Below are 23,309 nucleotides of genomic sequence, written 5' to 3' on the forward strand. Positions count from 1 at the left end.
CCCATTGTTCCAAAGGTCTCTTTGGCCTGTTCTCCAATCAACGGCCTACCCAGGAGTACAAAAAAAACCGAACGAATTCGATCGTGTCGAAATCGTTCGGCTATTCTATTGACCGGAACGTGTTTGTACCGGTCTATTTCTGCATTATTTCAAGCGTTTCTCAAGTTCAGCTTTCTTTTCTTCGAATCCAGGTTTCCCAAGAAGGGCGAACATATTCACTTTGTAAGCCTCTACCCCAGGCTGATCAAATGGATTGACGCCAAGAAGATAACCGCTCACAGCACATGCCTTCTCGAAGAAATACACAAGGTATCCGAACGTATACGCGTCCATGGCAGGGATTTCGACGATCAGGTTCGGAACGCCTCCATCTGTATGGGCGAGCAAAGTTCCTTCGAATGCTTTGTTGTTGACGAAATCGATGGTTTGTCCTGCAAGGTAGTTCAGGCCGTCAAGATCGCTGTACGCTTCTTCGATCACAAGCTCATGGCGTGCTTCCTGAACCTTCACGACGGTTTCAAAGATATCGCGGCGACCTTCTTGTACATATTGTCCAAGTGAGTGAAGATCAGTCGAGAAGTTTGCAGATGAAGGATAGATCCCTTTTTGGTCTTTTCCTTCGCTCTCACCGAAGAGCTGTTTCCACCACTCAGCGAAGTATTGAAGACCTGGCTCATAGTTGATGAGCATTTCAATGGTTTTGCCTTTGTTATACAGAACGTTTCGCACGGCTGCGTATTGGTAGGCCGGATTCTCGGAAAGCTCTGATTGACCGAAGTCTTCCCTTGCCTTTGCTGCTCCGTCCATCATCGCTTCGATATCCACACCGCTAACGGCAATCGGCAGGAGACCTACAGCCGTCAGAACAGAATAGCGACCGCCGACATCATCAGGCACGACGAATGTTTCATAGCCTTCGTCATTCGCAAGGGTCTTAAGGGCACCTTTTGCTTTATCCGTTGTTGCATAAATGCGTTTGCGCGCTTCTTCTACTCCATACTTCTCTTCAAGCATTTTGCGGAAGATACGGAAGGCGATCGCCGGCTCGGTTGTTGTACCGGATTTCGAGATGACATTGATAGAGAAGTCTTTGTCTTCAAGGAGATCCATCAAGTCTTTCATGTAAGTGGAGCTGATGTTTTGTCCAAGGAAGAGGACCTGTGGTGCTGAACGCTTTTCTTTTGAAACGGTATTGAAGAAGCTGTGATTGAGCATTTCAATGGCAGCTCTTGCTCCAAGGTAAGATCCACCAATTCCGATGACAAGAAGGATATCGGAATCTTTGTTAATCTTTTCTGACGCTTTTTGAATGCGGGCAAATTCTTCTTTATCATAATCGACAGGAAGATCGATCCATCCAAGGAAGTCGCTTCCTGCACCTGTTTTTTCATGCAGGGCGTGATGTGCCGCTTTGACGGCATCACTCAGATATGTAATTTCATGTTCACCAAAAAAGGATAACGCATTTGAATAATCAAAACGAATGTGTGTCATAACCATCCTCCGATTGTTTTATTTTGCTTCTATCTCACTTTATCGAATCCGGTCATCATAATCAAGAAACGCAGATGACTGAAAACGCATTCATTCAAAAGTTTTTATGTGATCACTGTATTTCTTAAAATAGCCGGTCCAAAACAGGACCGGCCATGAGTATTATAGGGATGCGCGCAGGATGCTGAGCGTATCCTCTTTGTTCAATTTATGGTTGTTGAAGTTACCGAATTCGCCGTTGGCCATTGCTTTATCAGCAATGAGGTCAAGCTTGCTGTCGTCGATATCATAGTCAGCCAAGCGTGAAGGGGCACCGATGCTGGACCAGAATTCACGAAGCTTCTCGATTCCTTCAAGCGCCACTTCTTCCTGTGTTTTGCCTTCAGGATCGACATTCCATACGCGCTCAGCCAGCTGTGCAAAACGGGCAGGGTTCACTTTCAGGTTGTGCTTCATCCAGTTAGGGAACAGGATGGCCAGACCGCCTGCATGCGGGATGTCGTATACGGCTGATACAGCGTGCTCGATGTTATGGCTTCCCCAGTCACCGTTGTAGCCCATTTGAAGCATGCCGTTGAGGGCAATGGTTCCAGAGTATAGGATGGTTTCGCGAAGCTCATAGTTCTCAAGGTCGTTGATCAGCTTAGGAGCTGTTTCAATGACCACTTTCAGTACAGATTCACACATGCGGTCCTGAAGCGGTGTATTGGTAGCATTATGGAAGTACTGCTCGAACACATGGGACATCATGTCGACCATTCCGTAGATCGTGTGGTTTTTAGGAACAGTGAATGTGTTTTCCGGATCGAGGATCGAGAATTGCGGGAATGTAACCGGGCTTCCCCAACCGTATTTTTCATTGGTTTCCCAGTTTGTGATAACGGATCCTGCATTCATTTCAGAACCGGTCGCAGCAAGGGTCAACACGGTACCGAATGGAAGGGCTTCTGAAGCAAAAGCTTTCTTCGTGACAAGATCCCATGCATCTCCGTCATATTTCGCACCGGCAGCGATTGCTTTGGTACAGTCGATGACGCTTCCTCCACCTACCGCAAGCAGGAAGTCGATGCCTTCTTCTTTACAGATATCCACACCGCGTCTTACCGTGGTCAAACGTGGATTCGGTTCAACACCGGCAAGTTCGAATACTTCGGCATCGATGTCTTTCAAGACAGCTGTTACCTGATCATAAAGGCCGCTTTTCTTGATGCTTCCGCCACCGTAGACGAGAAGTACTTTTTTACCGTATTGAGGAACAAGTTCCTTCAGCTGCTCGACTTGACCTTTACCAAAGATCAATTTCGTCGGATTATAAAACGTAAATTCATTCATTATGAATACCTCCTAAAGAGAATATGTTCGTGTTCACCTTTTTTATTATGGATGAGACCCGGCGTAAAATGCAAAGAACTTGCCCAAAAATTTAAAAAGGCTCGCACATATCTATGGACGGTTGGGGGATAGTAATAGTGAACCATACAATAAGGAGGAAACAACCATGAGTGCTTTACAACGTATTGCATTGGTTCTCACCATCATCGGTGCCGTGAACTGGGGGCTGATCGGATTTTTCCAATTCGACCTCGTCGCCGCCATTTTCGGAGGACAAGGTGCCGGACTTTCCCGGATCATCTATGGTCTGGTCGGAATTTCAGGACTGATCAATCTTGGATTACTTTTCAAACCGACAGAGGAACTGGAACGGGATCACCGTACAGAACCTACACGATAAATGAAATTCAAGAAGGCGTCCCCACTAGACGGGACGCCTTCTTCTTTATTTCAGCAGCTTTTTAATGAGCTGCATGCCGAATCTTCCATTCGGATACCGGAAGCTCATATCGAATTTATTCGTCTGTTTCATGACGCTTTTATAGTGGGAGAATGTGGAGAAGCTGGACTCACCGTGATAGCTCCCCATGCCGCTTTCCCCTACGCCACCGAATGGAAGATAGGGCGTCACGATATGCATCAGGGTATCATTGATACAGCCCCCGCCATACGAGATATTCCCCGTGATGGCGGCTTCGGTTGCTTCATTGTTTGTGAACAGATACAGTGCCAGGGGCTTCGGCCTTTCCGTTACATAGTCAATGACTTCTTCCAGGTTTTCGTACTCGAGCACCGGGAATACGGGACCGAAGATTTCTTCCTGCATGACCGGGACAGAGTGATCCTTCGGTGTCATCAGGGTCGGCTCCATCTTCAGGAACGTACGATCGAGCTTCCCGCCTAAGAGGATTTCCCCGTCCTCGAGATAAGAGGCAATCCTGTCGAAATGCCGTTCATTGATGATGCGACCGTACTTATCATTCTTGAGGGGCTCGGGACCATAAAATGTCACGACGGCTTTCTTGAACTCCGTGATGAATTGCTCCTTGATGCTCTTATGAAGGAAAAGATAATCCGGGGCGATGCAGGTCTGTCCTGCATTCGTGACCTTCCCGAAAGCGATCCGCTTGGCTGCAAGGGCGATATCCGCCGTCTCGTCCACGATGCAGGGGCTTTTCCCACCAAGCTCGAGGGTGACAGGGATCAAGCGTTTGCTTGCCGCTTCCATGACGACCTTCCCGACAGGTACACTCCCCGTGAAGAAGATATAGTCAAACGGTTGGTCAAGGAGATGACCCGTTGTTTCCACTCCTCCTTCAATCACTTTCAGCACATGTCCGTCAAAGCGGGCGGAGATGATCCGCTCAAGAAGACGTGATGTATGGATGGTAAGCTCCGAAGGCTTGATGATGGCCGTGTTCCCTGCTGCGATGGCACCGATCACAGGGGCAAGGGCAAGCTGGATCGGGTAATTCCACGGTGAGATGATCAGCGTGACCCCATAGGGTTCCGGTACCGAATAACTTTTAGACCCGATATGGGTCTTGGCTACCTTTACTTTTTTCGGTTCTGCCCACTCATCTATGTGTTTGAGCACGAAGCGTATCTCTTCCAAAAGGATGCCGATCTCCGTTGCATAGGTCTCCATTTCAGACTTGTTCAGATCCATCTGCAGGGCGTGAATGATGTCTTCCTCATGATCCTTGATCATCTGATAGAGCGTTTCGAGGGTTTCTTTCCTGATGGAAATGGATCTCGTATGTCCATTCTTGAAAAAGGACTTTTGATTCTGTATGGCATGCTTTACCGCTTCAAGGGATGTTTCTGCAATGTTCATCTTTCATGACCTCCGATTCACTATGTATCCGCTTTAGCTGTTCTTCCTTCAATCGTACGAACGGAACAGGTGAATGTCAATTTTATAAAGCGCACATACCAAAAAAAGCGCATCATCCCGAGGGATGATGCGCCATGGTATGCGATGGTTAGACCCAACCTCTGAATCTTGAGGCTTCAGCCATTTTGCGCGCTCCCACCATGTAGGCGGCAAGACGCATATTGACTCGGCGGTTCTGTGATGTTTCATAGACATTATTGAACGCTTCGACAAGCTTGATCTGAAGCTTCTCGTTTACTTCTTCCTCTGTCCAATAATAGCCTTGGTTGTTCTGTACCCATTCGAAGTAGGATACCGTTACACCGCCTGCGCTTGCAAGGACGTCCGGTACAAGGAGGATGCCACGTTCGGACAGGATCCTTGTTGCTTCGAGCGTGGTCGGTCCATTCGCCGCTTCCACGACGATGGACGCCTTGATATCATGGGCATTCTGCTCCGTAATCTGATTCGAGATGGCAGCAGGCACCAAGATATCACAATCCAGCTCAAGGAGCTCCTTGTTGGAAAGTGTATTCTCGAATAGCGTCGTGACGGTTCCGAAACTGTCGCGGCGGTCCAGGAGGTAATCGATATCGAGTCCGTCGGGATCATGAAGCGCCCCGTGGGCATCCGAGATGGCGATGACCTTGGCTCCGGCATCATGCATGAACTTCGCAAGGAAGCTACCTGCATTCCCGAATCCTTGGATCACGACACGGGCTCCCTTGATATCGATTCCGCGCTTTTTGGCCGCTTCGTCGATGCAGATGGTCACACCTTGCGCGGTCGCTTTTTCACGACCCTGTGATCCTCCGAGGACGATCGGTTTACCCGTGATGAAACCAGGAGAATCATTTTCCCGCAAACGGCTGTATTCATCCATCATCCAGGCCATGATCTGCGAGTTGGTGTACACGTCAGGTGCCGGAATATCCTTCGTCGGCCCGACGATCTGGCTGATCGCCCTTACATATCCACGGCTGAGCTTTTCAAGCTCGGTGAAGGACATGGTGCGGGGATCACAGATGATCCCGCCTTTTCCTCCGCCGTACGGAAGATCGACGATCCCGCATTTCAGGCTCATCCACATGGAGAGCGCCTTCACTTCTTCCTCATCGACCTCAGGGTGGAAACGTACGCCTCCCTTTGTAGGACCGACAGCATCATTATGCTGTGCGCGATAACCCGTGAAAACCTTGATGCTTCCGTCGTCCATCCTGACAGGGATGCGGACGGTCAGCATGCGGATCGGTTCTTTTAGTAATTCGAACATTTCTTCGGAATAGCCCAGTTTGGACAAAGCATCATTGATGACATGTTGTGTAGAAGTAAACAGATTAAGGTTTTCTCCCATTGTTAACATTCGCCTCTTTATTATGTGATCTGAAACCGTTGTAATTGTAACATATAACTGTTACCTAAACCATCAGCATCTACAAAATTTCGAAAAGATTCCGTCTCTTGCCCACGCTTTCAAGAAAGCACTTTCTTGATACGCTCGATTGCCCAGTCCAGATCTTCCTGGGAAATCACAAGAGGTGGGGCGAATCGGATGACGGTATCATGGGTTTCTTTACAAAGAAGTCCTTCATCCTTCAGCTTTTCACAATACGCACGTGCAGGTTCATGAAGCTCGACCCCGATGAAGAGACCACTTCCCCGGACCTCCTTGATGAGGGGGTTCTTGATCTCCTTAAGTTTCCCCATGAAGTACTCGCCCAACTCAAGGGAGCGATCTGCAAGCCTTTCATCGATGAGCACATCGAGTGATGCGATGGAAACGGCACATGCCATCGGGTTTCCTCCGAATGTAGAACCATGAGAGCCGGGATTGAACACGCCAAGGACCGATTCATCCGCCACTACGCATGAAATCGGGAACACCCCTCCACCGAGTGCTTTACCGAGAATGTACATATCTGGATCGACCCCGGCCCACTCACACGCAAACATCTTACCGGAACGGGCAAGCCCCGCCTGGATCTCATCCGCGATAAAGAGCACATTCTGTTCTTTGCAAAGATCTGCGGCTGCTTTCAAGAAGCCTTCAGGAGGGAACACAATCCCTGCTTCTCCTTGGATCGGCTCGATGAGGAAAGCGGCGGTATTTGGAGTGATCGCCTCTTTCAACGCGTCAAGATCGCCATATGGGATGAGATTGATTCCTGGCAGCATCGGACCGAATCCACGCTTATACTCTTCTTCAGATGATAGGGAAACAGCCGTCATCGTCCTGCCGTGGAAGTTTCCATTGCACGCGATGATCTCAGCACGGTTTTCTTCTACGCCTTTCACATCATATGCCCAGCGCCTGGCCGTTTTGATGGCCGTCTCGACTGCTTCTGCTCCCGTGTTCATCGGGAGGGCCATGTCCTTGCCTGTCAGCTCACAGATTTTCTCGTACCATGGTGCCAATTGATCGTTATGGAAAGCGCGTGATGTGAGCGTCACACGGTCCGCCTGATCCTTCAGCGCCTGGATGATCTTCGGATGGCGATGGCCCTGATTGACTGCAGAATACGCACTGAGCATATCCATATAGCGGTTGCCTTCGGGATCGGTCACCCATACCCCCTCTGCTTCCGAAATGACAATCGGCAGGGGATGATAATTCCTTGCTCCGTATTTATCTGTTTGATCGATGATCGCCTGTGAATTCGCCATGTATATTCCTCCTTTAAATTCATCGGTACTACCTGTTTATATAAGGATGGAGCCCCTGTCAGACAAGAGCTCCTTCCGTTTTCATTATAGAGTTTCAGATGTTGTTTTCGCTTGTAGATGAAGCAAGAGATAGTCAGGGCCGCCTGCTTTTGAATCCGTACCGGACATATTGAATCCTCCGAACGGCTGGTATCCGACGATGGCACCTGTACAACCGCGGTTGAAGTAAAGGTTACCGACGTGGAAGTCCTCTCGTGCCTGTTCGATTTTCTCACGGTTGTTCGTGATGACCGCTCCAGTCAATCCGTAATCCGTGTTGTTCGCGATCTCAAGGGCATGATCGAAATCCTTCGCCTTGGAGAAGGCTACGACCGGTCCGAAGATTTCTTCCTGCATGAGTCGTGCATCAGGAGCAAGGTCGGCAAAGATCGTTGGTTTGACGAAATAGCCTTTCGAGTTGTCTCCCTCGCCTCCGACCATGAGTTTTCCTTCTTCCTTACCGATTTCGATGTAGCTCATGATCTTATCGAATGATGCTTGATCGATGACCGGCCCCATGAAGTGATCCTGGTCGACAGGGTTTCCGACTGTAAGTTCCTTCGTCAATTCAACCGCACGTTCCAGCACCTGATCGTATACATCTTCCACGACGACGGCACGTGAACAAGCCGAGCATTTTTGACCGGAGAATCCGAAGGCAGATGCGACGATGGATTTAGCCGCTAGTTCGATATCGCCTTCTGAATCGACGACGATCGTATCTTTTCCGCCCATTTCAGCGATCACGCGCTTCAGCCATTTCTGACCAGGGTGGACTTTTGCAGCCCTTTCGTAGATGCGGATCCCGACATCACGTGATCCCGTGAAGGAGATGAAACGTGTTTTCGGGTGGTCTACGAGGTAATCCCCGACTTCAGCACCGCTTCCAGGGATATAGTTGATGACGCCTTTTGGAAGTCCGGCCTCTTCAAGTACTTCGATGAATTTAGCCGCAACGACAGCTGTCGTGGATGCAGGCTTCAACAATACGGTATTCCCTGTCACGATGGCAGCCACCGCCGTACCGGCCATGATGGCAAACGCGAAGTTCCAAGGAGAGATGACAACACCCACTCCCAGAGGGATATAGTTGAACTGGTTGTATTCACCAGGACGGCTTTCCACAGGGAATCCATCTTTCAGGCGCAGCATCTGGCGTGCATAATACTCCATGAAATCAATCGCTTCAGCCGTATCGGCATCCGCTTCATTCCACGGTTTACCCGCTTCTTTTGTCAGAAGGGCTGAGAATTCATGCTTGCGGCGGCGTACGATGGCAGAGGCACGGAACAGGATATCTGCACGTGTTTCCGGTTTCACTTTCCGCCAGGTCTGGAATGTATCATATGCTACGTTCATTGCTTTTTCTGCGAGTTCCTGATCGGCTTTTGATACATTTCCGATCAGTTCTTTATGGTCTGCAGGATTGACTGACACCAATTTTGCATCAGTAGTCACTCGCTCCCCGCCGATAATCAGGGGATAGTCTTGTCCAAGATAGGCTTCAACTGTTTTTAAGCCTTCTTTATACGCTTTTTGGTTTTCTTTGTTCGAGAAGTCTGTGAATGGTTCATGCTTGTAAGGAATCATATGGGTGTTGCCCCCTTTTAAACAAAGATTTTTAGTGAGATCTCAGAGGGTTACTGTCGCAAAACGCAAAAAATATTTGCATTCAGAAAACCCTTACACTTATAATAATGCAAAAGATGGTTGCTTTTTTCAAGAGTTTTTTGAAAAATTTTTATTTTCAAAGTCACCTATGCGACTTGAAAGATAATGGAGTACCAATCGAAGGGGGATTCATCGTGCTCGAACGTGAGAAACGCCTATATATGTATGAAGTCGTGGCCCATCACCTCGAGTCAGGTGTCCACGTCATCGATTCGACCGGACGGACCGTGATTTACAATAGTAAAATGAGGGAAATCGAAGGCATGGAAGTCGAGGATGTATTGGATAAAAACCTCCTCGATGTCTTTCAATTTCACTCAGAAGAAGAAAGCACCCTTCTTCAGGTGCTCCACACAGGGACACCTACGCTGAACGTGAAGCAAACCTATTTCAATAGCAATGGCGTGGAAATTACCACGATCAACGACACATATCCCATTCATTTGGAAGGGGAAATCATCGGTGCGGTTGAAATTGCACGGGATGTGACAACATTGGAAAAAATGATGAAGGGCTATGTTCATACACGCCCGGTTCCTCCAGCCTTTCATCGCATCGTGGGGTCGCATCCCCGAATTCAGGAAGCGCTCTCCGCTGGGAAGAAAGCCGCCCTGTCCACGACTCCAATCCTCATTTGTGGGGAAATCGGTACGGGTAAGGAAATGTTGGCACGAAGCATCCACTGTGATGGCATACGGAAGGATGCTCCTTTCATCAAGCAGGATTGTTCGTCCATGCCTGGTGAAGATCTATCGATGATCCTTTTTGGTACCGGTTTCAAAGACGGGGTCATGAACGAAGCCGCAGGTGGGTCGATCTTATTCGATGAACTGAATGCCATGCCCATCCACGTGCAAGAACAATTACTCGACCTGATGGACAGGAGTTCAATACCTGATGTCCGCCTCATGGCCACGGTCAATGAAGATCCGATCGACGCGGTGGCAGAGGGCAGGCTGTTGAAGGAACTGTACTATCGGTTCAGTTCGGCCTCCTTCTTCATCCCTCCTCTCAGGAACAGGCTGGATGATCTGCAGGAGCTTGTACCGAGCTTCCTGGATCGATTCAATCACCACTATGCCAGGAACGTCACAGGCATTTCCCAAGAGGTTGAGGAGACGTTCCGTCAATACGACTGGCCCGGGAACGTGAGGGAACTCGAGCACGTGCTGGAAGGAGCGTATCAGCTCATCGGCTCCCATAAGGTAATCGGATTCAATCACCTCCCATTCGGCTTCCGGCAGCGGATCCATCATTCTCCTGTCGCCGACATCCACCAGGGCGACTCCGATTTCCTCCACCAGTCAGGAAGCGAACCTAAACCCCTTGAGGTCTTCATGGAAGAAGCTGAGACATACTATATTCAAAAAGCCATGAAGCATCACCAATTCAATGTCACCAAGACCGCCAAGGCACTCGGGATGAGCAGGCAGAATCTCCAGTACAGAATCCGCAAATATGGCATCGAGCGCGGGGGATATTGAATTCTTACGTGAAAAATATGAGGATCGGACAATGTGTTTTAGCCATAAGGAAACCCGGATTCCTTTGTCTCAAATAAGGCAAATGAATCCGGGTTATTATGTTGTTTGTGGAAAGCGTAGTCTTGCACGGAAATCATGAGCGTATTTAGATCCGACACTGATCGTGTTGGTCATTAAATACCCCCTCTTTCGTTTTAGCTTTATTGCATATGTTGAAGGTATGGGGTGAGATCGACCCCGATTTCTTTCGAAAGTTCTTTCCCCAATTCCGCATCGGCTCGGAAGAAGTTGCAGACTGCACGCAAGGCAATGCGCGTATCGATTCCTGCCAGTTCACTTGAAATGTTTTTGACCACCTGGGCTTTCACTTCATCTGGGTAGCTCCTAAAAATGTCTCCTGCCTGACCAAAATCATCGGTTTTACGGATCTTGATCCTACCTCTTTCACCAGTGACTGGTTGATGAATCTCTTCATACCCCGGTACTTCCTCAGGTTCCCCTGAAAAGCTGTTCGGTTCATAGTTCACCGGACTCTTCTGCTGCTTGAACGGCATCCCGCCATCCCGCTGGTTATTGGCTACCTGTGCGAATGGACAGTTGATTGGAAGCTGAAGATAATTGGCTCCGATCCGGTAGCGCTGGGTATCGGAATAAGAGAATAATCTTCCCTGCAGCAGTTTATCTTCAGAAGGAAGCATCCCATTGACCAATACACCCGGGTTGAATCCGGCGGACTCAGTCTCCGCAAATACATTTTCAGGATTCTGGTTGAGGATCATCGTCCCGACAAAGTGGGCAGGAATATCCTCTTCCGGCCAGTCCTTTGTAGCATCCAGAGGATCGTATGAGAAAGAATCAAGTTCCATCGGATCAAGGATCTGGACGTACAGATCCCATTCAGGATAATTCCCTTCCTCAATGGCCTCATAGAGGTCCCTGCTTGCATGGTTGAAGTCCTTACCCTGGATCTCAGCTGCTTCCTCTGCAGACAGGTTTCGGACCCCCGCCTTCGGCTTCCACCTCAACTTCACATAAACCGTATTCCCAGCCGCATTCACCCATTTGAATGCATGCACACTCGACCCCCGCATTTGGCGATAGTTTGCAGGAATCCCTTCATCGGTGTACAGATGAAGGAGCATATTCGTCGACTCCGGTGACAGGGTCATGAAGTCCCAGTAGCGCTCAGGTTCCTGAATATTCGTCTGCGGATTCGGTTTAAGGGCATGAACCATATCCGGGAACTTCATCGCATCGCGGATGAAGAAGACAGGCAGATTATTGCCGACAAAATCCCAGTTTCCTTCTTCGGTGTAGAACTTAACTGAAAATCCCCGGGGATCACGCAGCGTTTCCGGAGAGTGCTGACCATGGATCACAGTCGAAAAGCGGGCAAATACCGGCGTTTCCTTCCCTTCCTCCTGAAGGAAGGCAGCTTTAGTATACTTCTTCATACTATTTTTCGTGACGAAAACCCCATGGGCCCCCGCTCCCCTCGCATGGACCACCCGCTCCGGAACCCGTTCCCGGTCGAAATGCGCCAATTTCTCAATTAGTTGATAATCTTCGAGAAGAGTAGGTCCATTACTTCCAGCCGTTAACGAGTTTTGATTGTCTCCAATAGGGGCTCCTTGATTCGTTGACAGTTTTTGATTTTTCATACGAACACCTCTTTTATTTATAATAATTATTATTAAAGTATAGTTTTATTCTATCGATTTCACACTCGTTGTCAACAACTATTTATAATTATTATAAAATGATAACTTTTAAAATCAACAAAAAAAGAGACAACATCGTCCGTTGTCTCTTACACTCTATTCTCGCGCTCTATGAAATAGAACACATTATTTTTTCAGAGAGGAAGTGGTGACAAATCTGACCCCGATAGCGGATTCCAAGGAAAACATGCCACCCCTCCCCTCTTTCACATCCAAAAGGATATCAAAGGCCTTCCAGTACTCATATTGCTCCCGACTCATATAGAACGGCGCCTGAGAAACGGTACCAACAAGCACATCCCCATCACCGATGAGGAGGTCTCCCTCTTCCAGGCAGATCGGGGCGCTGCCATCACAGCATCCACCTGATTGATGAAAGAGGAGAGGACCATGCTTTTCCCGCAGTTTCTTGATCACGCCATCCGCTGCGTCCGTAGCAGAGACTGACATTTTAGAAGAAACCTAGTTTCTTCGGACTGTAGCTGACAAGGAGATTCTTCGTCTGCTGGTAGTGGGAGAGCATCATCTTATGGGTTTCCCGTCCGATTCCGGACATTTTGTATCCACCGAAAGCCGCATGGGCAGGGTACTGGTGGTAACAGTTCGTCCATACGCGCCCAGCCTGGATATCCCTTCCGAAGCGGTAGGCCGTGTTCATATCCCTCGACCACACACCGGCCCCAAGTCCATAAAGGGTATCATTGGCGATCTCCAGCGCTTCTTCTTTCGTCTTGAATGTGGTCACGGAAACGACGGGTCCAAAGATTTCTTCCTGGAACACCCGCATATCGTTTGTTCCTTTGAAGATCGTCGGTTGGACATAGAAGCCCGTCCCGTGATCACCGTCAAGCTTGTTCTGTTCTCCGCCGATCAACACCTCGGCACCTTCGTCTTTCCCGATTTGAATGTAAGAAAGGATTTTGTCGAGCTGCTCTTGGGAGGCCTGTGCTCCGAGCATCGTATCCGTATCAAGGGGATTCCCCTGCTTGATTTGTTTGACCCGTTCGATGGCGCGCTCTATGAATTTATCATAAATGGATTCCTGGACCAGGGCCCTTGAAGGACAGGTACATACTTCCCCCTGATTCAGCGCGAACATGACAAAGCCTTCCACCGCTTTATCAAGGAAGTCGTCATCCTGGTCCATCACGTCCTCGAAGAAGATATTCGGGGATTTGCCGCCCAGTTCAAGTGTGACAGGGATGAGGTTTTGAGAAGCATACTGCATAATCAACCTTCCCGTCGTTGTCTCACCTGTGAACGCCACTTTACCGACACGCTTGCTTTGAGCCAGTGGTTTACCAGCTTCAAGTCCAAAGCCTTGAACCACATTCAAGACGCCCTTCGGAAGAATATCCTTGATGAGATCCATCAGGACCATGATCGAAGCAGGCGTTTGCTCGGCCGGTTTCAGGACAATACAGTTCCCAGCGGCTAATGCCGGTGCGATCTTCCACGTGGCCATGAGGAGAGGGAAGTTCCATGGGATAATCTGTGCGACGACCCCGATCGGCTCATGAAAATGGTAGGATACAGTATCTTCATCGATTTCACCGATTGTACCTTCCTGCCCCCGGATACACCCGGCAAAATACCTGAAGTGATCGATGGCAAGGGGAAGATCCGCAGCCAGCGTCTCACGCACAGGCTTTCCGTTATCCCACGTCTCTGCCACTGCCAGCATTTCAAGGTTTTCTTCCATCCGGTCGGCAATTTTATTAAGGACGGACGCCCTTTCGGCAACAGTCGTTTTTCCCCAAGCGTCTTTAGCAGCATGAGCGGCATCAAGGGCCTTTTCCACATCTTCCTTATTGGAGCGTGCAATCCGGGTGAAGACCTTCCCTGTCACCGGCGATACATTATCAAAGTACTCACCGCTTACAGGCGGTACGAATTCCCCTCCGATAAAGTTTTCGTACTGATCCTTGAACGACACCTTCGAGCCTTCAGTATTCGGGTTTTGATACAGCATTCGACATCCTCCTTTATTTATGTATATTCCTACTAAATAAAGCGCTTACATTCCAATTATACTAGAGACCCTTCGTTTGCCACAAGTATATTAACTCATTATTCTATATTTTCAAACATATTAAGACAAATAAAAAAAGCGGCCTTAGCCGCTTCTTTTGTCTTACTTCTTGATTAGATCTTCGCGTTTTGATTGCTCGATCCACTCTTCAAGTTTGTCTTTAAGAGTATTGAAGCCTGCAGGAGTTGTTTCTTCAGCTGCTGCCGGTTTCACACTTCCTTGACGACGTGGTTTCTTCGCTGCTGCCGGTTGTTCTGCAGGAGCTTCTTGAGTTGCGCGGATTGAAAGGCTGATTTTCCCTTTCGCTTCGTCAACAGAAAGAACTTTCACTTGAACTTCATCACCAACAGAAAGGTGCTCATTTACGTCTTTAACAAATCCGTGAGTGATTTCTGAAATGTGGACAAGTCCTTGTGTTTCTTCATCTAAAGCAACAAACGCACCGTAAGGTTGGATTCCTGTAACTTTACCAGTTACAACTGATCCTGTTTCGAATTTTGTAGTCATGGTAACACTCCTAGTATATATATTATTTTCTCTTTTACACGCAATTGTAGATTATATCACAGTTTTTTGATTTCCGCAAAGTTAATTTCACCGTTCCATTGCAGATCAACCTACAATTGCACTCTCATTATGTAGGCTTCCCATACCGATCAATAAATAAAACCTCTTCTGATCAATCTTTATTTATCTAGTATGAAGAAAAGTCTTACAAATGAGCAAACGAAAAAACCCGGGCCATTGGCCTCGGGTTCCGTTTCATTATGACTTGATAAGCCTTTTTTCACGTTGCTTCCGAAGATAAGGTGTCGCGTAGAGATAAAATGCAGCAAGGTGGGCAAATGCAAAGTTCGCAACGAGCAAGCTCCATAGCGTAACATGTCCCCAGCCTCCGAGTTCAGGCACAACGACGTAGTAGATGAATGCACCCCACAGGGCGATGACGAACGGAATATGGGCCACTGCCCACTTTCGGTGTTCTATCCAGAGAAAAAGAGGCGTGGCGGTTGCAATAAATAGGTAAACCATGAATACATCCATTTTGATAACCTCCATTCATATTTTAAGGAAACGCTTTCAATTTTGTCGAAAAAAAGTCTAATTTGTGAACGTTTTGTTACAATTAGTATACTACAAACAGATGAAATTTCCACCCCAAAAACCTGATTTTTTTAAAATTTTCAATAATTTAGTGAAAAAGTTATAGGTTGAAACGTTTTCATCCATAATAAGTGGAGATACACCCATATTTTATCCACTTTTATGTCAGTTAAACCCAGATCACTTATAAATTGAAAATTTCAAAATCCAGTGTACATAGGTATGAAAACATAGTACGATTGAAAAATCTTATTTTTTTGAAAGGAGGAGCTGTAATTGGCTGCAAAACAACAATGGACTTCTAAACTGGGCTTCATCCTGGCTGCTGCAGGTTCGGCAATCGGACTGGGCGCCATCTGGAAATTCCCCTATATGGCCGGGGCAAATGGTGGAGGTGTATTCTTCCTTCTCTTCATCCTCTTCACGGTCCTGATCGGGGCGCCTATTCTTCTGGCAGAATTCATCATCGGACGAAAAGCCGGTGCGGATGCGATTACTTCTTATAAGAAACTTGCTCCCAATTCTTACTGGCATCTCATAGGATATTTAGGAACCATCGTCTCCTTCATCATCCTATCTTTTTATAGTGTCGTCGGAGGCTGGATTTTATCCTACCTTTGGAGAAGTGTGACGGGCTCTTTGAGCGGGAAAACCCAGGAAGGATATGCGGCGCTCTTTGACAGCGTCATATCGAATCCATGGGAAGTCCTGATTGCACAGGGCATCTTCATGATCATGACCATCATGGTCGTCCAAGGAGGCGTACAGAAAGGGATCGAGCGGGCGAGCCGGTATATGATGCCATCATTATTCATTTTATTCTTCGTTCTCGTCATCCGGGCCCTTACGCTGGACGGTGCCATGGAAGGTGTTCGCTTCCTTCTGCTGCCTGACTGGAGCCAGCTGACCGGGAAGACCGTCCTTCTGGCAATGGGACAGGCCTTCTTCGCTCTTACTGTCGGCCTGTCGGTCATGGTCACCTACGCTTCCTATCTGCCGAAGAATGACAGCATGCCGAAATCGGCGATCAGTGTGTCCGGATTGAATATCCTGATTTCACTTCTTGCGGGACTGGTGATCTTCCCGGCGGTTTATGCCCTCGGGTTCCAGCCCGACCAAGGACCGGGAATCGCCTTCGTCGTCCTCCCAGCCGTTTTCAATGAAATGGCCTTTGGCGGATTGTTCTTCACGATCTTCCTTGTCCTGCTCCTGTTCGCGACATTGACTTCCGCCTTCTCCATCTTGGAGATCGGTGTGGCAGGCTTATCAAAAGGAGCATCCACGAAGCGCGTGAAATTTTCGTGGATGGTAGGGATCCTCGCTTTTGTCGCAGGGATACCGAGCGCCCTCTCCTTCGGGGTATTGGGTGATATCAAGATTGCGGGACTGAACTTCTTCGACTTTGCCGACAATATCACTTCAAACTTCGGTCTACCGATCGGAGCGCTCCTGATCAGTATCTTCATCGGCTATAGACTGAAGAAGGAAGATGTGTGGGACGAAGTAAGGTTGGGTTCAAGCATTTCTCGCGGTGTGTTCAACGCCTGGATGCTCCTGATCCGCATCATAGTACCTGTTGCAATCCTATTGATTCTGATTACCAATTGATTCTTTAAAACCCCCTGGGACTGCTTTTAATGCGGTTTCCCGGGGATTTTTTTATGCAATGGGGCATGGGGGTAGATTATAGGGTTGTACCTGGTAACATTTCGAGGTTTGGTGCCAGGTACAATTCCTCCATTCGGTGCCTGGCACGCTCCCCCTGAAACCCCTCCGCATCCATCAATTCCGTAACAGATTGTTCAAGCATGGACGTGCGCGTTTTTTCCATATGATGGTATACTAACTATATAGGATATCAACCGCTTTCATATAAAGGAGGAGGACGCCATGTCCCATTTCGGTAAGAATATCAAGAGAATCCGTGAAGAACGCCAAATGACTCTGCAGGAGCTTGCGGTGAAGGCAAGGATCGGGACGAATTCACTGATGAAATACGAAGAGGGGGAGAAGATTCCCGACACTCCCACTGTCCTGAAATTTTCAACGGTCCTGGATGTACCTGCTTCATCACTCCTCGAAGACAGGACCCCCGCTTCCTGAAACATTTTTTTCACGCAAGGTATAGATCCGTGAAAACATGGTCATACTGAAAATAAGCTTTCTAAGTATTCCCCCTTTTGTTTTCATTTTGATGGACGCCTTCAAGGCGTCCCTTTTTTTTGCATGCAAAAGGCCGTACCCTCTTCGGTACGGCCTTTCTTTAGTTTGAATGGTTTTCGACGAATCGTTTCAGGCGCTTTACGGCCTCCTGAAGCTGTTCCATGCTCGAGGCATAGGAGCACCGGACAAACCCTTCCCCGCCTTTCCCGAAGACGTTTCCAGGCACGACGGCAACTTTCTCTTCAAGGAGCAGCCTTTCGGCAAATTCCTCAGAGGATAGTCCCGTCTTCCGGATGGAAGGAAAAGCATAGAACGCACCGCCAGGGGTGTGGCACTCCAACCCGATCTCATTCAGGGAGTCGACAAAATAATGCCTCCTGTGGCGATAGCTCCTTTTCATTTCCGTCACATCCTCCATCCCTTTATCCAGAGCTTCGATGGCCGCGAACTGCGCAGGGGTGGATGCGCACATCATCGCATATTGGTGGATCTTCAGGAGTGCCTGCGCAATCTCAACAGGAGCACAGATGTATCCAAGGCGCCAGCCGGTCATGGCGAATCCTTTTGAGAATCCGTTAATGACGATCGTCCGCTCCCTCATCCCTTCAAGGGAGGCGATGGACACATGGTCGGCATCGTAGGCAAGCTCGGAATAGATCTCATCGGACAATACGGCAAGATCATGGCGCTTGATCACCTCGGCGAGATCCATGAGATCATCCTTCTCCAGTACGCTTCCCGTTGGATTATTGGGGGAGCATAGGAGGACCGCCTTTGTTTTATCGGTGATCGCCGCCTCGAGTTCTTCAGCAGTCAGGTTGAATCCGTTTTCCGGTCTCGTCTTGACCGTGACGGCTACACCGCCGGCAAGTTCCACCAGGGGCACATACGATACAAACCCCGGTTCGACGATGATGACCTCATCCCCTTGATCTACAAGGGCGCGCAGGCTGATATCAAGGGCCTGACTTGCCCCGACCGTGACGATGATCTCGTCCGAGGGGTCATAGGCAAGTTGGTAACGGGAATTCATGTAGTCCGCGATCCTTTTCCGAAGGTCGAACAGCCCCGCATTTGCCGTATAGGACGTGTACCCCTGTTCAAGGGACAGGATGGCCGCTTCCCTGACGGTCCAGGAAGTAACGAAATCCGGTTCACCGACACCAAGGGAGATGACGCCTTCCATCCCTGCTGCAAGATCGAAGAACTTCCGGATCCCAGACGGTTTCAGTTTCTCAACAGATTTGGATACATAACTCGTTTTGATCGTCATGGTGATACCACGATCCGCTTATCTTCTTCATAATCCCCGAAGATGGTGCCGTCATGCTTGTATTTCTTTAATTGGAAGTGAGTCGTGGTCGAGAGTACCGAATCGATGGTGGACAATTTATCCGATACGAAGTTTGCCACCTCGTTCATCGTGCGTCCCTCCACCGTCACCGATAGATCGTACGCTCCCGACATGAGATAGACGCTTTTGACTTCTTTGTACCGGTAGATGCGCTGGGCGACTTCGTCAAAACCTACGCCCCTTTTGGGTGTCACTTTCACGTCGATCATGGCCGTCACACCTTCGTGTCCCTCCACTTTGGACCAGTCGACCACTGAATTGTAGCGGACGAGGATATGGTCTTCTTCCATCCTTGCGACCGTTTCTTCCACTTCTTCTTTCGTAACTTGAAGCATCTTGCTCAAATCTTCATACGTCAGCCTTGAATCCTTTTGAAGGACCCGTAACAGATCCAGTTCCCATTCTCTAAGCTGCATGACTCTTCCTCCTCATCACCTGTAAATGGTTTCATTATATCAGAAGCGCAAGCACATTTCTCCTAAAAGTCTGAGTGTTAAAACGAAAGGAGCGGGTAAAATAATTGGAACAACGTAAAGGAGTGGCGAACCATGAGAGACCGTGCACAATTTGCCCGATTGAACGGGGCCGAGATCTATTATGAATACGACAGACATCCTCATTCTTCCGAAACCTTCGTCCTGATTCATGGATTTCTTTCATCCACCTTCAGCTTCAGGCAGCTCCATCCGCTTTTGAAGGCATCCTATAATGTCCTCTCCATCGACCTTCCACCCTTCGGCAACAGCAGTAAAACAAAGGGATTTGTCTATTCCTATGACAATCTGGCCCAAACCGTCATCGATCTCCTTTCCCAGCTGGGGATCCAACATATCTATCTTACCGGTCATTCCATGGGAGGACAGATTGCCCTGAATATTATGAAAAAAGCACCTTCCCTCGTCAAGAAGGGGGTCCTCCTCTGCAGCTCCGGATACTTGAAACGGTTCACATGGCCGGTCCTTACCCTGAGTCGCACACCCTATTTTCATTTGTATATCAAAAAATGGCTCGCCAAGACAGGCGTCAGGAAAAATCTCGAAAATGTGGTCTATGATCATGCCATGATCGATGAGGAAATGATGGACGGGTATATGAAACCCTTTCTGCAGGATGATATCTTCAAAGCCCTCACCAAGATGATCCGTGACCGCGAAGGCGACCTGTCCAGAGAGGATCTACGAGCGATCCAGACACCATGCCTCCTCATATGGGGTGAGCATGACAGGGTGGTCCCCGTATCGACAGGTAAACGACTGAATGAAGATCTTCCCCTTTCCTCCCTGATCGTCCTGAAAGACACGGGGCATCTCGTTCCAGAGGAGAGGCCCGATGCAGTCATGAGCCACATCCGATCGTTTCTCGAAGTCGGTCTCCCGGAAGGAAGTCCCGCACAGGTGGAATTCGGCCTCTCCCCTTCTCATATTTAAGAGAGGGGGACCGGCTGAATCAAATCAGTTCCATCTTTTCCACTGAACTTTTATGATGGAAGAGTAAACGACAATTCCTAAGGGGGAGTTCACTTGAGTTCATTTGAGCATGTCATTGACCGCAGAGGTTCTTCATCGGTGAAATGGGACAGGACAAAAGAAGTCTTTGGTTATGGGGATGTGCTGCCCATGTGGGTGGCAGATATGGACTTCGCACCGCCTGAGCCTGTGATTGAAGCATTGAAGAAAAGGATGGAACACCCGATATTCGGCTATACATACGCAGGAGCATCCACTGCCGGCTCCATCAAGGAGTGGATGGCCAAAAGACACGGGTGGGAAATCGAATTATCATGGGTGCAGTACAGTCCAGGGGTGGTCCCCGCACTGGCCACCATCATCCAGGCCCTAACGGAGCCAGGTGATAAAGTACTCATTCAATCACCTGTTTACCCTCCTTTCTTCAACCTGGTGAAGGAAAATGGGCGGGTGGTGGAGAATGCCCAGCTCGTGTATCACAACGGGGAGTACTCCATCGATTTCACAGCTTTCGAAAAAGCCCTTCAAAATGGGGTGAAATTATTCCTACTATGCAATCCGCATAACCCCGGGGGGCGTGTCTGGACGAAGGAAGAGCTGACCCGTATCGCTTCCCTGTGCAAAGAATACGGGGTCGTCATCGCATCCGATGAAATCCACTCTGACTTGATCTATCGCCCACACCGCCATGTCCCGATTGCATCCCTTCCCGAAGGTGATGCCGATGCGATCATTACGTGCATCGCACCGAGCAAGACGTTCAACCTGGCCGGTCTGCAGGCTTCGGCCATGATCACGAAGAACGAAGAAATCCGCAATAAAATTGCGGGCATTCATGCCAAACAGGGATTCTTCACGTTGAACGCCCTCGGGATCAGCGCCATGGAAGCGGCTTACCGTCACGGAGAAGAATGGCTGGAAGATGTCATAGCGTATCTCGAGGAAAATGTCGCCCTCACAAGGGCCTATCTGAAGGAGCATCTCCCATCCCTGCATCTTGTCGAACCTGAAGGAACCTATCTGCTCTGGATCGACTGCAGCAAGACGGGTCTTTCTGACGAAGATCTGAAGGACCGTCTATTGAGAAAAGGGAAACTGGCCCTAGAAGAAGGAACGAAATATGGAGAGGGAGGAGAAGGGTTCGTGCGGATGAATATCGCATGCCCGAAAGAAACACTCCTCGAAGGTCTCGACCGTCTGAGAACGGCCCTCACGTGAACAAAATAAAAATGACTGCCAGGTATGGCAGTCATTTTTATTTTTTCCCGATGGTTCCGCAGGCAATGCGCTCCCCGGAGTCGCCCGATGGCTGGGTCATGCCGTCATCGGCGCTTTCATCAATGACCAGCGAGGTCCCGTCCTTGGTCATGAGGGAGGTCTTGCCCTTTGAAAGGGTTACCTGAGGAGCCATGATCGTTGCTTTCACGCTCCCATCATCCCCGACAATGAGATTGGGTAGATCCCCTGCATGGGGACCTTCAGGATGGAGAAGTCCATGCTTCTTCTCGAGGGGATTGAAGTGATTTCCCGCCGAAGCGAAATCAGGCCGTTTACATGAGCTCTTCTCATGGATATGGATAGCGAGGTCGCCCGGCGGAAGCCCCTCAAGGTCAAGGGCGATCTCCACCCCATCTGCTGTTTCCTCGAGAATCGCAGTACCGATGGAGTCCCCGACCCCGTTCTTCATGTCAACTTTCACTTTCGTCGGCTCTTTCAGGACGCATCCTGACAAAAGAAGCGCCGTGATTCCGATCAAGAATAGTTTCATCAGCCGTTCCTCCACGTTCATACTCCTCACCATTGTTGACGAGCGATGAGAAAAATATTCGCGGAAGCGGTGATTTTGTCAGTCCTGCTGGCGGCGTGACGCCTCCTCTTCCATCTTCTTCGTCTTCAGCTCTTCACGCTTCGAGATGCGGATGATCAGCCGGAATGTGAGGACGGCGGCAATCATGAAAATGAACATCGTGATGCCTGCAGGGATATATTCACTTTTATCTTCAGGAAAATACAAGAATAGATTAAGGACAAAGAATGATAACATCGAAACGCCCCTTTCCAATTAAAGCGATTACAATCATGTTCATTATAGCAATCTTCCCTCTCGTACACCATGCCGGATCGGGAAGGAATGTCACAAATCCTTGAACGCCGTATAAGAAAGACCCGGATTTCTCCGGGCCCCTGTCACTTCACGACTTTGATGCTTTTGATGATTACGTCTTCTTTCGGAGCATCCTGCTCCCCGACTTCTACCGCTGCGATTTCATCCACAACGTCCATCCCTTCGATCACCTGACCGAAAACGGTATGCTTTTGATCGAGCCACGGTGTACCTCCATTTTTCATGTACGCTTCGATGACCTCTTTAGGGAATCCAGCCGATTTCATCTGCTCTTCAACCTTGGAGTCGACTGCTTTATTCTGTACAATGAAGAATTGGCTTCCATTCGTATTGGGACCTGAATTCGCCATAGAAAGGGCCCCGCGAAGATTAAAGAGTTCTGGAGAGAACTCATCCTCGAACGGTTTCCCCCAGATGCTTTCACCACCCATTCCGGTTCCCTCAGGGTCTCCCCCCTGAATCATGAAATCATTGATGACCCGGTGAAACTTGAGGCGGTCATAGTACCCTTTCTCACTGTGGGTCAGGAAGTTCTCGACGGCTTTCGGTGCTTGATCCGGGAAGAGCTTGATCGTGATCGTTCCCATGGAGGTTTTCATCTCTACAAGCTTCTCATTCCCCTTTACTTCCTTTGTGAGCTGGGGATAGGTGACGTTCGCGTCCGACGACTGTTCCTTCTTCGGCTCTTTCTTGTTTTCTGAACTTTTGTCGTTATCTTGTCCACAGGCTGCCAGCACGAGGGCCAGGCCGACCAGTAAGACCAAAATCCACTTCTTCATATATG

22 protein-coding genes are annotated in these 23,309 nt (G+C 48.8%); 6 read left to right on the top strand and 16 right to left on the bottom strand.

The annotated features are described in order from the left end of the window. Positions 1-144: 144 nt before the first annotated feature. Both K6T23_RS16930 and K6T23_RS16935 read right to left on the bottom strand, forming a co-directional pair. Positions 145-1,494 (bottom strand): glucose-6-phosphate isomerase, encoded by a 1,350-nt coding sequence (locus K6T23_RS16930; RefSeq protein ID WP_238281934.1) that lies wholly within the window; start codon positions 1,492-1,494, stop codon positions 145-147. Positions 1,495-1,656: 162 nt separating this feature from the next. Next, positions 1,657-2,826, bottom strand: coding sequence for an iron-containing alcohol dehydrogenase (locus K6T23_RS16935; RefSeq protein ID WP_238281936.1), 1,170 nt, complete (start codon positions 2,824-2,826; stop codon positions 1,657-1,659). A 166-nt stretch (positions 2,827-2,992) separates the two neighbouring features. Between K6T23_RS16935 and K6T23_RS16940 the strand changes: the two genes are divergently transcribed. Beyond that, positions 2,993-3,226 (top strand): DUF378 domain-containing protein, encoded by a 234-nt coding sequence (locus K6T23_RS16940; protein ID WP_048006980.1) that lies wholly within the window; start codon positions 2,993-2,995, stop codon positions 3,224-3,226. A 45-nt stretch (positions 3,227-3,271) separates the two neighbouring features. On the opposite strand, the gene K6T23_RS16945 is transcribed toward K6T23_RS16940, so the two are convergent. The 4 genes from K6T23_RS16945 to pruA form a co-directional block, all read right to left on the bottom strand. Next, positions 3,272-4,663, bottom strand: a complete 1,392-nt coding sequence (locus K6T23_RS16945; RefSeq protein WP_238281937.1) for an aldehyde dehydrogenase — start codon at positions 4,661-4,663, stop codon at positions 3,272-3,274. Positions 4,664-4,811: 148 nt separating this feature from the next. Beyond that, complete coding sequence (locus K6T23_RS16950; RefSeq protein WP_048014653.1) at positions 4,812-6,056, bottom strand: Glu/Leu/Phe/Val family dehydrogenase; 1,245 nt, start codon at positions 6,054-6,056, stop codon at positions 4,812-4,814. A 119-nt stretch (positions 6,057-6,175) separates the two neighbouring features. Next, positions 6,176-7,366, bottom strand: coding sequence for an ornithine--oxo-acid transaminase (locus tag K6T23_RS16955; protein WP_238281940.1), 1,191 nt, complete (start codon positions 7,364-7,366; stop codon positions 6,176-6,178). A gap of 84 nt (positions 7,367-7,450) precedes the next feature. Next, on the bottom strand, positions 7,451-8,995 hold the full coding sequence (gene pruA, locus K6T23_RS16960) for an L-glutamate gamma-semialdehyde dehydrogenase (RefSeq protein ID WP_238281953.1): 1,545 nt from the start codon (positions 8,993-8,995) through the stop codon (positions 7,451-7,453). Between the two features lie 176 nt (positions 8,996-9,171). Here pruA and K6T23_RS16965 point away from each other — a divergent pair, with 176 nt between their 5' ends. After that, entirely contained in the window at positions 9,172-10,560 is a 1,389-nt protein-coding gene (locus tag K6T23_RS16965; protein WP_238281963.1) for a sigma-54 interaction domain-containing protein, read from the top strand. Between the two features lie 200 nt (positions 10,561-10,760). On the opposite strand, the gene K6T23_RS16970 is transcribed toward K6T23_RS16965, so the two are convergent. The 5 genes from K6T23_RS16970 to K6T23_RS16990 all read right to left on the bottom strand — a co-directional run bounded on the left by K6T23_RS16970 (position 10,761) and on the right by K6T23_RS16990 (position 15,357). After that, entirely contained in the window at positions 10,761-12,221 is a 1,461-nt protein-coding gene (locus K6T23_RS16970) for a catalase (protein WP_238281965.1), read from the bottom strand. A gap of 186 nt (positions 12,222-12,407) precedes the next feature. Then, positions 12,408-12,731, bottom strand: a complete 324-nt coding sequence (locus tag K6T23_RS16975; protein ID WP_048014649.1) for a DUF779 domain-containing protein — start codon at positions 12,729-12,731, stop codon at positions 12,408-12,410. A 1-nt stretch (position 12,732) separates the two neighbouring features. Further along, positions 12,733-14,253, bottom strand: a complete 1,521-nt coding sequence (adh, locus tag K6T23_RS16980; RefSeq protein ID WP_238281967.1) for an aldehyde dehydrogenase — start codon at positions 14,251-14,253, stop codon at positions 12,733-12,735. A gap of 162 nt (positions 14,254-14,415) precedes the next feature. Then, on the bottom strand, positions 14,416-14,820 hold the full coding sequence (gene yugI, locus K6T23_RS16985) for a S1 domain-containing post-transcriptional regulator GSP13 (RefSeq protein WP_048006988.1): 405 nt from the start codon (positions 14,818-14,820) through the stop codon (positions 14,416-14,418). Positions 14,821-15,078: 258 nt separating this feature from the next. Beyond that, positions 15,079-15,357 carry a spore morphogenesis/germination protein YwcE gene (locus K6T23_RS16990; protein WP_048006989.1) on the bottom strand — a complete coding sequence of 93 codons (279 nt, stop codon included), beginning with the start codon at positions 15,355-15,357 and terminating at the stop codon, positions 15,079-15,081. Positions 15,358-15,693: 336 nt separating this feature from the next. On the opposite strand from K6T23_RS16990, the gene K6T23_RS16995 reads away from it, so the two are divergent. Both K6T23_RS16995 and K6T23_RS17000 read left to right on the top strand, forming a co-directional pair. Next, on the top strand, positions 15,694-17,025 hold the full coding sequence (locus tag K6T23_RS16995; protein WP_056541134.1) for a sodium-dependent transporter: 1,332 nt from the start codon (positions 15,694-15,696) through the stop codon (positions 17,023-17,025). A 282-nt stretch (positions 17,026-17,307) separates the two neighbouring features. Continuing rightward, entirely contained in the window at positions 17,308-17,520 is a 213-nt protein-coding gene (locus K6T23_RS17000; protein WP_048014646.1) for a helix-turn-helix domain-containing protein, read from the top strand. A gap of 160 nt (positions 17,521-17,680) precedes the next feature. Here K6T23_RS17000 and K6T23_RS17005 read toward each other — a convergent pair whose 3' ends face one another. Together K6T23_RS17005 and K6T23_RS17010 are read right to left on the bottom strand one after the other, a co-directional pair. Further along, positions 17,681-18,853: an aminotransferase gene (locus K6T23_RS17005; protein WP_238281969.1), complete on the bottom strand. Its 1,173-nt coding sequence runs from the start codon at positions 18,851-18,853 to the stop codon at positions 17,681-17,683. Next, a complete protein-coding gene (locus tag K6T23_RS17010) occupies positions 18,850-19,350 on the bottom strand; it encodes an Lrp/AsnC family transcriptional regulator (RefSeq protein ID WP_048014644.1) in 501 nt (166 codons plus the stop codon). The genes K6T23_RS17005 and K6T23_RS17010 overlap by 4 nt, the downstream gene beginning before the upstream one ends. A gap of 132 nt (positions 19,351-19,482) precedes the next feature. Here K6T23_RS17010 and K6T23_RS17015 point away from each other — a divergent pair, with 132 nt between their 5' ends. Together K6T23_RS17015 and K6T23_RS17020 are read left to right on the top strand one after the other, a co-directional pair. Further along, positions 19,483-20,361: an alpha/beta fold hydrolase gene (locus tag K6T23_RS17015; protein ID WP_079515676.1), complete on the top strand. Its 879-nt coding sequence runs from the start codon at positions 19,483-19,485 to the stop codon at positions 20,359-20,361. Between the two features lie 93 nt (positions 20,362-20,454). Further along, the gene (locus K6T23_RS17020) at positions 20,455-21,618 is read left to right on the top strand and encodes a MalY/PatB family protein (RefSeq protein ID WP_238281989.1); all 1,164 of its coding nucleotides are present in this window, start codon (positions 20,455-20,457) and stop codon (positions 21,616-21,618) included. Between the two features lie 37 nt (positions 21,619-21,655). Here K6T23_RS17020 and K6T23_RS17025 read toward each other — a convergent pair whose 3' ends face one another. From K6T23_RS17025 to K6T23_RS17035, 3 genes are all read right to left on the bottom strand, one after another. Further along, positions 21,656-22,168, bottom strand: coding sequence for a superoxide dismutase family protein (locus tag K6T23_RS17025; RefSeq protein ID WP_179125775.1), 513 nt, complete (start codon positions 22,166-22,168; stop codon positions 21,656-21,658). Positions 22,169-22,246: 78 nt separating this feature from the next. Next, positions 22,247-22,444, bottom strand: a complete 198-nt coding sequence (locus tag K6T23_RS17030; protein WP_053429339.1) for a hypothetical protein — start codon at positions 22,442-22,444, stop codon at positions 22,247-22,249. Between the two features lie 143 nt (positions 22,445-22,587). After that, on the bottom strand, positions 22,588-23,304 hold the full coding sequence (locus K6T23_RS17035) for a peptidylprolyl isomerase (protein WP_238281991.1): 717 nt from the start codon (positions 23,302-23,304) through the stop codon (positions 22,588-22,590). Positions 23,305-23,309 lie beyond the last annotated feature (5 nt).

This window comes from Rossellomorea marisflavi (assembly GCF_022170785.1).
Lineage (GTDB): Bacteria > Bacillota > Bacilli > Bacillales > Bacillaceae_B > Rossellomorea > Rossellomorea marisflavi_B.

Bases quoted from the DNA above. Each gene is read 5' to 3' on its own strand.
- K6T23_RS16930 (WP_238281934.1), bottom strand. From the start codon at position 1,494: ATGACACACATTCGTTTTGATTATTCAAATGCGTTATCCTTTTTTGGT.
- K6T23_RS16935 (WP_238281936.1), bottom strand. From the start codon at position 2,826: ATGAATGAATTTACGTTTTATAATCCGACGAAATTGATCTTTGGTAAA.
- K6T23_RS16940 (WP_048006980.1), top strand. From the start codon at position 2,993: ATGAGTGCTTTACAACGTATTGCATTGGTTCTCACCATCATCGGTGCC.
- K6T23_RS16945 (WP_238281937.1), bottom strand. From the start codon at position 4,663: ATGAACATTGCAGAAACATCCCTTGAAGCGGTAAAGCATGCCATACAG.
- K6T23_RS16950 (WP_048014653.1), bottom strand. From the start codon at position 6,056: ATGGGAGAAAACCTTAATCTGTTTACTTCTACACAACATGTCATCAAT.
- K6T23_RS16955 (WP_238281940.1), bottom strand. From the start codon at position 7,366: ATGGCGAATTCACAGGCGATCATCGATCAAACAGATAAATACGGAGCA.
- pruA (WP_238281953.1), bottom strand. From the start codon at position 8,995: ATGATTCCTTACAAGCATGAACCATTCACAGACTTCTCGAACAAAGAA.
- K6T23_RS16970 (WP_238281965.1), bottom strand. From the start codon at position 12,221: ATGAAAAATCAAAAACTGTCAACGAATCAAGGAGCCCCTATTGGAGAC.
- K6T23_RS16975 (WP_048014649.1), bottom strand. From the start codon at position 12,731: ATGTCAGTCTCTGCTACGGACGCAGCGGATGGCGTGATCAAGAAACTG.
- adh (WP_238281967.1), bottom strand. From the start codon at position 14,253: ATGCTGTATCAAAACCCGAATACTGAAGGCTCGAAGGTGTCGTTCAAG.
- yugI (WP_048006988.1), bottom strand. From the start codon at position 14,820: ATGACTACAAAATTCGAAACAGGATCAGTTGTAACTGGTAAAGTTACA.
- K6T23_RS16990 (WP_048006989.1), bottom strand. From the start codon at position 15,357: ATGGATGTATTCATGGTTTACCTATTTATTGCAACCGCCACGCCTCTT.
- K6T23_RS17000 (WP_048014646.1), top strand. From the start codon at position 17,308: ATGTCCCATTTCGGTAAGAATATCAAGAGAATCCGTGAAGAACGCCAA.
- K6T23_RS17005 (WP_238281969.1), bottom strand. From the start codon at position 18,853: ATGACGATCAAAACGAGTTATGTATCCAAATCTGTTGAGAAACTGAAA.
- K6T23_RS17010 (WP_048014644.1), bottom strand. From the start codon at position 19,350: ATGCAGCTTAGAGAATGGGAACTGGATCTGTTACGGGTCCTTCAAAAG.
- K6T23_RS17015 (WP_079515676.1), top strand. From the start codon at position 19,483: ATGAGAGACCGTGCACAATTTGCCCGATTGAACGGGGCCGAGATCTAT.
- K6T23_RS17025 (WP_179125775.1), bottom strand. From the start codon at position 22,168: ATGAAACTATTCTTGATCGGAATCACGGCGCTTCTTTTGTCAGGATGC.
- K6T23_RS17030 (WP_053429339.1), bottom strand. From the start codon at position 22,444: ATGTTATCATTCTTTGTCCTTAATCTATTCTTGTATTTTCCTGAAGAT.
- K6T23_RS17035 (WP_238281991.1), bottom strand. From the start codon at position 23,304: ATGAAGAAGTGGATTTTGGTCTTACTGGTCGGCCTGGCCCTCGTGCTG.